This is a genomic window from Opitutus sp. sgz309028, from assembly GCF_059821195.1.
Genome location: NZ_JCAMRR010000002.1, coordinates 1,377,316 through 1,389,045, shown reverse-complemented (window position 1 = coordinate 1,389,045; position 11,730 = coordinate 1,377,316). Strand labels below are relative to the sequence as shown.

Here is an 11,730-nt window from a genome sequence, read left to right as displayed (position 1 = left end):
ATGACCCGACGCCTTAAATCCGGCCCTCAACCCAGCGTTTTTTCGTAGGCAGACGCATCGAGCAGCGCGTCGGCCTCGGCCGGATTCGAAACTTTGATCTGCAGCATCCAGCCCTCGGCATACGGGTCGCGATTCAACGTTTCCGGCGCCGCGTCCAAGGCCGGGTTGACCGCCACGACCGTGCCGGCTACCGGCGCGTAAAGATCGCTGGCGGCCTTGACCGACTCCACGACCCCGAAGGTCTGGCCGGCGGTCAACGTCGCGCCGACCTTGGGCAACTGCACGTAGGTGATGTCGCCGAGCGAGTTCTGCGCGTAGTCGGTGATGCCGACCTTCGCGGTGCCGTCGCTCTCCAGCTTCAGCCATTCGTGGGATTTCGCGTAGCGCAGACCGGCAGGAATATTGCTCATGGGATTTGAGGATCGGTGAAGGAAAAACGTTCAGGCGCCCTGTTTCAGCGGGACAAACGGCGGCTTCGTGAGCTGCAGCGTCAACTTCGTCCCCCGGATATCCACGGACAACGGCTGTGTCGCCGCCGACGCCGCGACGAGCGCCGAGCCGATCGCTTCGTTCAGGATCGGCGACAGCGTGCCGGAAACGACGCGGCCGACGGTGACACCGGCCTCATTCACGACCGGTGTATCCGCGCGGACGATGCGGCGGTCGCCGGTCTTGAAAAACACGATGCGTTGCGCCGGGCCCTGCTGTTTCTCGGCGAGCAGCGCCGCGCGACCGATGAAGTCGGCGCCTTTTTCGAGTTTCACCGTCCACCCCAGTCCGCCCGCGAGCGGCGAGATGTCCGCCGAAATCTCGTGTCCATAAAGCGGATACCCGGCCTCGAGCCGCAGGCTGTCCCGCGCTCCCAGTCCGGCGAGTTCCAAACCGTGGGCCTGGCCGGCGGCGAGCAGCGCCTCCGCCAGCTGCGCGGCTTCTTCGGCGGAGTGATAAAGTTCGAAACCGTCCTCGCCGGTGTAGCCGGTGCGACTCACCAGGCAATGCACGCCGGCGACCGGCGCCTCCACAAAATGATAGTATTTCACGGCGCCGAGCTTCGCGCCCGTGAGTGACTGCACGATTTCCGCGGCGCGCGGTCCCTGGACGGCGAGGAGCGCGTAGTCGTCGGAGCGATCGGTGATGTCCACCCGGAACGCCGTCGCCTGCTCCCGGATCCAGGCAAGGTCTTTCGCGATATTCCCCGCGTTGATGCAAAGCAGGTAGTCGTCCGGCGCCCGCTGGTAGATGAGCAGGTCGTCCACGACGCCGCCGTTCGGGTAGCACATCGGCGTGTAGAGCACGCGGCCGGGGAACAGCTTCGTGACATCGTTCGTGACGAGGTGATTCAGGAATTTCGCCGCTTCCGGCCCGCGCACGTCGACTTCGCCCATGTGGCTGACGTCGAACATACCCGCCGCGCGGCGCACCGCTTTGTGCTCCTCGAGGATGCTGCGGTATTGGACCGGCATTTCCCAACCGGCGAAGTCGACCAACCGGCCGCCATGGGCCGCGTGGAAATCGCGCAACGGTGTGCGTTTCAGTTCGCTCATCTTGAGCCCGCTACGCTCACCCGCGCGCCGCGATCTGCAAGGTTTTCTTGTGTGCGTCGACGCGGTGGCGGCAGCGAATTGGATTGTTCGGCCGGTGGGCCGGCGCAAATGTCGGCCGTTTCTCCGCGAGACCATGTCGATTCTTCTCCGTTTTCCGGCCGCGTATTGGACGCACGACCTGAGCCCGTTCCTGATCCGCTTCACCGACAACTTCGGGATTCGCTACTACGGGCTGGCCTATCTGATGGGCTTCCTCGTCGCGGCGTGGCTGCTCGCGAAATACTGGCACGCCGGCCGCTCGCAACTGCCCGCGGCGAAGGTGTCGGATTTCATCGTCACCCTCGTGGTCGGCGTGATGGTGGGCGGACGACTCGGCTCGTTTCTCCTCTACCACCCGGAGCAGTTGATTCACGATCCGCTGAGTTTCTTTCGCGTCTGGGAAGGCGGCATGGCGAGTCACGGCGGCATGGCGGGCGTCGCGATCGCGCTGTGGTGGTTCAGCCGGCGCCACCACATCCCGATGTTGCATCTCGGCGACCTCGTGGCGTCCACGGCGCCGGCGGGTCTGCTGTTCGGCCGGATCGCGAATTTCATCAACGGCGAATTGTGGGGCAAACCGACCGACGTGCCGTGGGCGATCATCTTTTCGAACACCGGCGGCGGACCTTTTCCGCGTCACCCTTCCCAACTCTACGAAGCCGCCCTCGAAGGGCTGTTGTTGCTCGGCGTGATGCAGTGGCGTTTCTGGAAAACTGACGCTGTGAAAGAGACGCCCGGCCGGCTCACGGGCGAGTTCTTCATTCTTTATGCGCTCGTCCGCTCGATCGGGGAAATTTTCCGCGAGCCGGATGCGTCGCTGATCCTCGGCCTCAGCCGCGGAACGTTTTACTCGATCTTCCTCGTGGCGGTTGGGGTCGCGATGATCGTGCATGCGCGACGCAAGGCCGCCGCGTGACTGTCGCCAGCCTCCCTCCGGTAGCGAAAACCGGAAGGAGGCGTGAGAGTTTGAAACGCGTCCCCTCGCGTCAGACGACCGTGCCCGACGGCAGGATCGCGCCCTTCGTCACTACGAGCACGCCATCGCGAATGATCACAGCGCCGCCGATGTAGGAACCGTCGGCTTTGCCTTCGGCGCTCAAGACGCAGTCATCACCGATGCGGGCGTTCTTGTCGATGATCGCATGCTTCACGCGGCAGCGTTTGCCGACCCCGAGATGCGGGCGGCCTTGCGCCACGTTGGCGGCCAGCTGCTCCGTGGTTTCATAATAATCCGCGCCCATCATCACCACGTCTTCCAGCACGCTGCCCTCGCCCACGAACGAGCGAATGCCGAGCACGCAATGCGTGAGCGAGGAATCCGTGAGGATCGAGCCGTCGCCGATCACGACGTGATTGATGTCGCACTTGTTGAGCTTCGAGGCCGGCAGGTAGCGGTCCTGCGTGTAAATCGGCGCGTTCGGTTCGAAGAAGTTGAACGGCGGCAGCGGCTGCGCGAGCGCGAGGTTGGCCTCGAAGAACGCGTGCACGGTGCCGATGTCCTCCCAGTAGCCTTCGAAGATGTGCGCGAAGATCTTCTGTTTCCCGAGCAGGCCGGGGATCACCTCGCGGCCAAAATCGGTCATGGTGTTGTCCAGCGCGTCGGCGAGGACGCCGCGGTTGAACACGTAGATGCCCATCGACGCAAGGCAGTGGTGCTCCTTCGAGGGCGTCTTCAGCTTCGCCTCCAGCGTCGGGCTCAAGGCTAGCCCGTTGATGATCTCCGGATCCTTCGGCTTTTCGACGAATTCGGTGATGGAGAGATCATCGTTCACGCGGCAAAGGCCGAGTCCTTCCACTTTGGATACAGGAAACGGCACGGTGGCGATCGTGACGTCGGCGTTCGTCCGCAGGTGCTGCTCGATGATCTCGCGGAAATCCATCCGGTAGAGCTGGTCGCCGGAGAGGATGAGCACGATGTCGTGCGGGAAGGAGCGGAAGTGCAGGAGATTGCGGCGCACGGCGTCGGCCGTGCCCTGATACCAGTCGAGACTCTTTTCGGTCTGCTCCGCCGCGAGGATGTCGACGAAGCCGCCGCCGAACGGATCGAAGTGGTAGGTGTTCTGGATGTGGCGGTGAAGCGACGCGGTGTTGAACTGGGTCAACACGAAGATCCGATTGATGTCGGAGTTGATGCAGTTGCTGATCGGAATATCGACCAAACGATATTTACCAGCGAGCGGGACAGCCGGCTTGCAGCGTTCTTGCGTGAGGGGATGCAGGCGGGTGCCACGTCCTCCTCCCATGATGACGGCGAGCACACGTTTCTGAGTGGTCATGAGAAAGCGGGTTTGGGGGTTTAAAACCTTGAAGCACGATTGGCCGGCTCGCTTAATTTCGCCAAACAAAAATCGGAAATATGTGCGGAATCGTCGGCTATGTGGGTAAGCAAAAGGCGTCAGGCATCATTCTCGAGGGGCTCAAACGCCTCGAGTATCGCGGATACGATTCCGCGGGCCTTTGCGTGCTGCAGGATCGCCGGCTTGACGTCGCCAAGAAAACCGGACGCGTCGACGCCCTCGTCAAGGAAGCGGCGAATCGCAAATTCACCGGCACGACCGGCATCGGCCACACGCGCTGGGCGACGCATGGCGGCGTCACGGACGCCAACGCCCACCCGCATCTGAGCAGCGACGGCAAGTTCGCGCTGATTCACAACGGCGTCATCGAAAATTACGCACACATCAAGCGCTTCCTCCTCGAGAAGGGCTACACCTTCAGCTCCGAGACAGACACCGAGGTGCTCTGCAATCTGATCGCGTATCACTACGCAAAGGAAACGGCCGGACAGAACGGCCACAGCGTGTTTCTCGAATCCGTGCGCAAGGCACTTCGCCATGTCGAGGGCACCTACGGCATCGCGGTGCTCTGCGTGGATTTCCCCGCGGAGATCGTCGCGGCACGCCAGGCTTCGCCTTTGATCCTCGGCGTCGGCGACGGCGAATACATCATCGCATCCGACGCATCGGCGCTGATCAGCCGCACCCAGAACGTCGTTTACCTCAAGGATGGCGAGCTCGTGCACCTGACGTCGTCGACGTTCTCGATTTCGACGAACGACCAGTCCGACGTCGAACCAGTGGTCGACAAGATCACGTGGTCGATCGCCGACGCCGAGAAAGGCCGCTACGCGCACTTCATGGAGAAGGAGATTTTCGAGCAGCCCGCGGCGCTCGAAAATGCGATGCGCGGCCGTTTTTCGGCCGACGGCAGCACGGCGCAGTTCGGCGGCCTCAACGTCACGCCGGGCGAATTCCGCCAGATCGAGCGCTTCATGTTCTGCGGCTGCGGCACCGCGTGGCACGCCTGCCTCGTGACCGAGCACCTGATCGAGCGGTTCGCGCGTCTGCCCGTGGAGGTCGATTACGCGTCGGAGTTCCGCTACCGCAACTCGCCGCTGGATCCGAACACCCTCTTCTTCGTCATGAGCCAGTCCGGCGAGACGATCGACACGCTCGCCGCGCTGCGAGAGGCGAAGCGCAAGGGCCACCGTGTCCTCGCCGTCAGCAACGTCGTCGGTTCGAGCATCGCGCGCGAGGCGGACGGCGGCATTTACCAGCACGTCGGCCCGGAAATCGGCGTGGCGTCGACGAAGGCGTTCACCTCGCAGATCCTGATCGGCGCGATGATCGCGCTCTATCTCGGTCGCATGCGCGACATGAGTTTCACGGACGGGGTGCAATATGTGAACGCGCTGAAGGGCGCGCCCGATCTCGTGCGCAAGGTCCTCGAGCAGGCGCCGCATATCCGCCGGATCGCGAAGCGCTACGCGCGTGCGTCGGACATGCTTTTCCTCGGCCGGCTGTCGCTGTTCCCGCTCGCGCTCGAAGGTGCGCTGAAACTGAAGGAAATCTCCTACATTCACGCCGAGGGGTATCCGGCGGCGGAAATGAAACACGGCCCGATCGCGCTCATCAGCGAAGATTGCCCAAGCGTGTTTTTCGCGCCCCAAAGCGAGATCTTCAACAAGATCGTCTCCTCGATGCAGGAGATCAAAGCCCGCCGCGGCGAGGTGATCGCGATCGTGACGGAAGGCGCCGAGCTGCCGCCCGACCTGGCCGATGAAGTGATTTCGATTCCCGCCTGTCACGAGGCCGTGCTGCCGATCGTTGCCGCGATCCCGGTGCAGCTGCTGAGCTACTACATCGCGGTCGAACGCGGCTGCGACGTCGACAAGCCTCGCAATCTCGCGAAGTCCGTCACGGTCGAATAGCAAACCCGCCGCGCTCCTCGTCGCGGCGCGGTCACATCCGGCACGCCGAAACAACGGCGGCGAATTCGCGACGCCACAGTTCCAGGACCCGCATTGACCTTGCCCGGCGTCGCGGCCGCCCGCATAAGCCCCCACCGAAGATGAACATTCACCCGAGCCGCGAAGCGTTCGCCGATCTCGCCAAACAGGGCAACGTCGTGCCCGTCTGCGCGGACCTGATGGCGGACTTTGAGACTCCTGTTTCCGCCTACGCGAAGTTGAAGGACGCCGGTCCGTCCTACCTGCTGGAATCGGTGGAAGGCGGCGAGACCCTCTCGCGCTACAGCTTCATCGGCTGCCGCCCGCGCAAAATCTTCATCTGCGGCCCGCACACGACCGAAATCCGCACGCCCGGCGAAGCCACGAAAACGGTGCCCACGCCGGCCGATCCGCTCGCGTTGATCGAGCAGGAAATGCACGGCTACCGGCCGGTCGCGCTTCCCGGACTGCCGCGTTTCACCGGCGGCGCGGTGGGATTCGTCGGCTACGAATACGTGACGCGCATCGAAAAAACCGTGCCGGCTGCGCCGCAGGACGAACTCGGCCTGCCCCTGCTCTATTTCATGATCTCGGATTCGCTGCTGATCTTCGATCGCGCGAAGCAAACCCTGCGCCTCTGCGTCAACGCCCACATTCGGGGCGACGCCGCGGCCGCCTACGAAGCCGCGGTGGCCGAGCTGCAGCACCTCTACGCGATTCTGAAACATCCGCGCGAGATCGCCCCTGCACCCTTGATCGAACCGGGACCGGTCACGGTGCCGGACGGAAATTTCACGCAGCCGGCGTTCGAGAAAGTCGTCGACGACGGCAAGGAGTTCATCCGCTCCGGCGACATCATCCAGTTCGTGCCGTCGCAGCGCTTTTCGCGCGAATTCAAGAAATCGCCGCTCGATCTGTACCGCGCGCTGCGGACGGTGAATCCCTCGCCCTACATGTTCATCCTCGAGACCGGCGACTTCTCCATCGTCGGCGCCTCGCCTGAAGTGCACGTACGGCTCACGGATGGTTTGGTGGAGATTCGCCCGATCGCCGGCACCCGGAAACGCGGGGCCTCGCCCGCCGAGGATCTTGCGCTGGAAAAGGATTTGCTCGCCGACGAGAAGGAACGCGCCGAGCACCTCATGCTCGTCGATCTGGCGCGAAACGACATCGGCCGCGTCTGCCGCTTCGGTTCGATCCGCGTGCCCGAGCTCATGGTGATCGAGCGCTACTCGCACGTCATGCACATCGTCTCGCAGGTGGAAGGCGACATCGCACCCGAACGCACCGCGTATGACTTGCTGCGGGCCACGTTTCCCGCCGGCACGGTGAGCGGCGCGCCCAAGATCCGAGCGATGCAAATCATTGCGCAATACGAGCCTTCCCAACGCGGCTTCTACGCCGGTGCGCTCGGTTATTTCGGTTACGACGGCAATATGGATACGTGCATCATGCTGCGAACCGCGCTCCTGAAAAACGGTCGGATTCACATCCAGGCGGGCGCAGGCGTGGTCGCCGATTCCGTCCCGAGCTCCGAATATCAGGAAACGATCAACAAAGCTTCCGCACTTTTCAAAGCGGTGGCCATGGCGGAGAGATTCTAGGGCATTGCGCCATGCTGGCGCGCCCACCCGGCGCAGACGCGCCACCTTCGCACGCATAAAGGTGCGGTTTTGTGAAACCTTCGAGGGTGCCGTGCGTAAATGTAATTGGAACAGGCTTAGCTACAGTTCGGGAACAAAACGCATAGCCCAGCCTTCTAACTCATCACACAATCATGCCCCTCAAATCCAAGACCCTGTCCACTGAGGAACTCGACGCTTTTGTGCCGGCTGAACTTCACGTGCCCGATGCTCCGCCTTCTTTTCTGGAGAAACAGGAGCGCGCGCCCGCGGAAACCGTGGCCCATGGCGACCGCAGCAACCTCCAACTTTATCTTCAGGAGATCGGCAAGACGCCGCTTCTGACCATCGACGAGGAGATCGCGCTCGCGAAGCGCATCCGCCGCGGCGACAAGGAGGCTCGCGATCACATGATCAAGGCCAACCTCCGGCTCGTCGTGAAAATCGCGATGGATTACAAAGACTTCGGCCTCCCGCTGCTCGACCTGATCAGCGAGGGCAACATCGGCCTCATCAAGGCCGTGGAGCGCTTCGATCCGCGTAAGGGCGGCAAGCTCTCGACCTATGCCGCTTGGTGGATCAAGCAATCCATCAAACGCGCGCTCGCGAACCAGTCGAAGACGATCCGCCTGCCCGTCCATCTCGTCGACAAGATCTCGAAGATGCGCCGCACCGCGATGGCGTTGACCGAGGAACTCGGCCGCGAACCGACGGACGAGGAGCTCGCGATCGAGCTCCAGATCCCGACGAGCAAGGTCGCTCACCTGAAGTCCGTCAGCGTGCGCCCGGCGTCGCTCGACGCACCGGTCGGCGACGAAGGCGATTCCGCCACCTTCGGCGAGATCGTCGGCGACGAATCGGCGTTGAATCCGTTCGAGGGTCTCCGTGACAAGAACATGAATCTCGACCTCCACGCGATGGTCGCGTCGCTCGATGCCCGCGAGGCGGAAATCATCCGCCTGCGTTTCGGCCTCGATGGGAAGGACGAGCTCACTCTCGAAGAGGTGGGCAAACGCTTCCACGTCACCCGCGAGCGCATCCGCCAGCTCGAGTATCTGGCCCTGTCGAAAATGCGGAAGGCCATGGCCAAGCACGAAGCCATCCGCTCCAGCGAGGAAATCCAGGAGGAAGACCGCGCCCGTCAGCGCATGGACGTGATCCGCGAGTTCATCGAGGCGAAGTCCAAACGCAACGCCCGCGCGGGTCGCAACTGATCCCGTTCGCACTTTGTAGAATCAAAGCCGGCGCCACCCGCGCCGGCTTTTTTGCGTCCACCGCCGCGCAAGCCGTGCAAGACAAGCTTTGCAGTCATCGTCGCGCGCTGCCCGGTCGAGAGCCTCCCGGCCTCCGCATCGCTCCTCCGGTTTCGTGCCGTTTACCTGTGATAATCCGGCGTTCTCCAGGGTGCCGGCCGGCTGATTCGGCCCGCGATGGAAAATTTCCATTTGCATTGCAAACGTTATCATGACCTTCATCGTCTTCATCGCCCTGCCCCCATGCCGTTTCTTTTGCCCCTACGGTTTCGGCACCTCGCGTTCGTGCCTCTGCTTGCTTCCGCGTGCGGTTTCGCGCCGCCGCTGGTGGCGCAGCCCGGGAACGCGGACTCCGTCTCCAGATTGGCACTACGTCTGAATCCCGCCGCCAACTTCGACGCCGACGATCACGCGCTGCTCGAGGATCTCCAGCGCGCATCGTTTCAGTTCTTCGTCGAGCAGGCTCATCCCGAGACGGGTCTCATCCGGGACCGCGCCCGCGCTGATGGTTCGCCAAGCGAGGGCAAGGCCAGCATTTCCGCGTCCGGCTTCGCCCTCGCCTCCTGGGCGGTCGCAACGGAACGAGGCTGGGTGGACCGCCCGCGCGCACTCGAGCGGGTTCGCCAGATGCTCCACTTCCTCGCCACCCGGGCGCAGCGGCAGCACGGATTTTTCTACCATTTCATGGAAATGGACACCGGCGAGCGCGCATGGAATTGCGAGCTCTCGTCGATCGATACCGGCCTTTTTCTCGCGGGCGCGATCGTCGCGCGCGAATACTTCCAGGATCCCGAAATCACCCGGCTCGTGGACCAGCTTTATCACGAGGTGGATTGGACGTGGTTTCTCAACGGTGGCGAAACCGTCGCGATGGGCTGGCACGACGAAGCGGGGTTTTCGCGCTTCCGATGGACGGGCTATTCCGAGCACACGACCATGAGCATTCTCGGGCTCGGGGCGCCCGAACATGCGCTCGATCGCAGCTACTGGCAGGCGTGGCTCCGCAAGCCCACCGGCACCTACGCCGGCTACCACTTCATCCAGGGCCCGCCGCTTTTCATCCATCAGTTCGCGCACGCGTATGTGGATTTCCGCGATCTCCGCGACGCCTACGCCGACTACTATCACAACTCCGTCCTGGCAACGCTCGCGCAGCGTCAGTTCTGCATCGATCTCCGCGACGAGTTTCCCAGCTGGAGCGAACGCCTTTGGGGTCTCACCGCGTCCGATTCGGCAACGGGCTACAAAGCTTGGGGCGGTCCGCCACGCACCTCGGAGTTCAATTCCCTCGACGGCACCATCGTGCCTTGCGCGACCGCCGGTTCGTTGCCGTTTGCGCCTTTCGAGACGATGACCGTGCTGCGCCATCTTCGCACCGTTTACGGCGATCGGATCTGGAAACGCTACGGCTTCGTCGACGCCTTCAATCCCGAAACCGGCTGGATCAATCCCGACGTCATCGGCATCGACCAAGGCATTTCGATCCTTCAGGCGGAAAACGCCCGCACCGGCTTGATCTGGGCGCTTTTCATGCGCGCGCCGGAAGTGCAACGCGCCCTCGGAAAAGCGGGCTTCGTTTCCAAAAGCAAAAACCTGTCCTGGTCCGAACGCGACCGGATGCGCTCGCTCGCGGCCGACGCGTGGAATTCCTTCGCGTCCGCGCCCCTGACCGCGGACTCCGCCGGCCTGCGCCTCACCGCCGTCGCGGCCGCTCACGCGCTTGGCCTGATCGACGGCGGCGCCGCCGCGAAACAAACCCGCGCGCTCCTCGCCGCCGCGGAACCGCCCGACAACGATGTCGCCGCCGCCGAATACGCCGCCGCGCTCATCACGCTCCGCAACGCGTTCCCTAGCCTCTCGGCCGAGGTGGCGCCGAAACTGGAGGCGATCAAATGGGACAACCTCTCCCTCAGCTCGACCAAGCTGGGCTCCGCCTCGCGCCTGGCCGCCTTCCTCAAACTCGCCGCCGGCAAGGACGATGGCGCTGCCTGGAAACGTCTCGTGCGAACTCCCGAGAAGGTCGGTCCCGTCTTCGCGCTCTCGCCCGCCGATCCCGCCGATCAGCTCACCCCGGGGCTCTGGCTCGACGAGGCCGGGATCGTCACGGGCGGCTCGGCCGCGCAACTCGCCTACGCCAAAGCCGTCGAGCCCTCGACCTCCCCCGCCACGACGCCGCCCGATGTCCTCACCGCCGCGCTGCTCGTGCGTCATCTTCCCAAGGAACTTTTGAAAGCCTTCGCCGCCACGCCGCCCCCCGCCGACTGGCTCGCGCGCAGCAGTATCCGAGAACGTGCTACACTGCTGCTGGCCACCGCCAACTTGCTGGTTCCGGAATGCCTCACGGGCTGGTTCCAGCAGGACCCGCTCGTGCTGGCCGCCCGGGCGCGGCTGCCGGAATTTGCCCAGGCGGCGTTCGGCCAGAACACCTCCATCCTCTGGCGGCAGGAACTCGCCGGCCCGTTCGTCGAACCGCCCGAGCGCCGCGCGGTCGCCGTCGCCGCCAATCGCCCGCGCGAACAGTGGCAGTGGGTGCGCGTGACCGGGCTCGAGTTCAAGGATTCGCCGGGCGACGTCCGGCCTGACGATCCCATGCTGGAGCTGCGCTTCGCGTTCACCTGGGACAACGAGGCCCTGCATTTCCACGCGGTCGCGGTCGATACGCCGCCCGGCTACACCCGCCCGGCCGAGCGCAAGGAATTCGTCGAACTGCTCGTCGATCCCGACTCGAACGGCCTCGTCTGGCGCGGGCCCGACGATTTCCAGTTCATCTTCCGTTCGACCGGCCAGGCGATCGACTGGACGCACAACCGGCCGATCCCCGCCAGCATCGAGCGCAACGAACACGGCTACACCATCGAGGTCTCCCTGCCATGGTCGACCCTCGCCCTCACGCCGAAGCCGGGCCTCGAGTTTCGTGTCTCCGCCGCCATCGCGACCGACGCCCGTTACGAATGGGAACCTTCCCTAAAGCTGAACTGGCGGTTCGTGGAACGCCGCGACGAGCGTTATAGTCTCGGCATCCTGCGACTGGAATAGCCCCGCCC

Annotated in this window: 8 protein-coding genes; 5 read left to right on the top strand and 3 right to left on the bottom strand. The window is 63.8% G+C overall.

The window, feature by feature from the left end:
• Nucleotides 1-26 precede the first annotated feature (26 nt).
• On the bottom strand, nt 27-410 hold the full coding sequence (gene gcvH, locus AC6RV7_RS11445; protein WP_500094110.1) for a glycine cleavage system protein GcvH: 384 nt from the start codon (nt 408-410) through the stop codon (nt 27-29).
• A gap of 30 nt (nt 411-440) precedes the next feature.
• On the bottom strand, nt 441-1,544 hold the full coding sequence (gcvT, locus tag AC6RV7_RS11440; RefSeq protein WP_500094109.1) for a glycine cleavage system aminomethyltransferase GcvT: 1,104 nt from the start codon (nt 1,542-1,544) through the stop codon (nt 441-443).
• A 133-nt stretch (nt 1,545-1,677) separates the two neighbouring features.
• Between gcvT and lgt the strand changes: the two genes are divergently transcribed.
• The gene (gene lgt, locus AC6RV7_RS11435) at nt 1,678-2,499 is read left to right on the top strand and encodes a prolipoprotein diacylglyceryl transferase (protein ID WP_500094108.1); all 822 of its coding nucleotides are present in this window, start codon (nt 1,678-1,680) and stop codon (nt 2,497-2,499) included.
• A gap of 70 nt (nt 2,500-2,569) precedes the next feature.
• On the opposite strand, the gene AC6RV7_RS11430 is transcribed toward lgt, so the two are convergent.
• Nucleotides 2,570-3,859 carry a glucose-1-phosphate adenylyltransferase gene (locus AC6RV7_RS11430; protein WP_500094107.1) on the bottom strand — a complete coding sequence of 430 codons (1,290 nt, stop codon included), beginning with the start codon at nt 3,857-3,859 and terminating at the stop codon, nt 2,570-2,572.
• Nucleotides 3,860-3,939: 80 nt separating this feature from the next.
• Here AC6RV7_RS11430 and glmS point away from each other — a divergent pair, with 80 nt between their 5' ends.
• The 4 genes from glmS (at nt 3,940) to AC6RV7_RS11410 (ending at nt 11,722) form a co-directional block, all read left to right on the top strand.
• A complete protein-coding gene (gene glmS / locus AC6RV7_RS11425; RefSeq protein ID WP_500094106.1) occupies nt 3,940-5,793 on the top strand; it encodes a glutamine--fructose-6-phosphate transaminase (isomerizing) in 1,854 nt (617 codons plus the stop codon).
• A gap of 140 nt (nt 5,794-5,933) precedes the next feature.
• Nucleotides 5,934-7,415 carry an anthranilate synthase component I gene (trpE, locus tag AC6RV7_RS11420; protein WP_500094105.1) on the top strand — a complete coding sequence of 494 codons (1,482 nt, stop codon included), beginning with the start codon at nt 5,934-5,936 and terminating at the stop codon, nt 7,413-7,415.
• Between the two features lie 173 nt (nt 7,416-7,588).
• Nucleotides 7,589-8,647 (top strand): sigma-70 family RNA polymerase sigma factor, encoded by a 1,059-nt coding sequence (locus AC6RV7_RS11415; RefSeq protein ID WP_500094104.1) that lies wholly within the window; start codon nt 7,589-7,591, stop codon nt 8,645-8,647.
• A gap of 324 nt (nt 8,648-8,971) precedes the next feature.
• On the top strand, nt 8,972-11,722 hold the full coding sequence (locus AC6RV7_RS11410; RefSeq protein WP_500094103.1) for a glucoamylase family protein: 2,751 nt from the start codon (nt 8,972-8,974) through the stop codon (nt 11,720-11,722).
• Nucleotides 11,723-11,730: the final 8 nt, after the last annotated feature.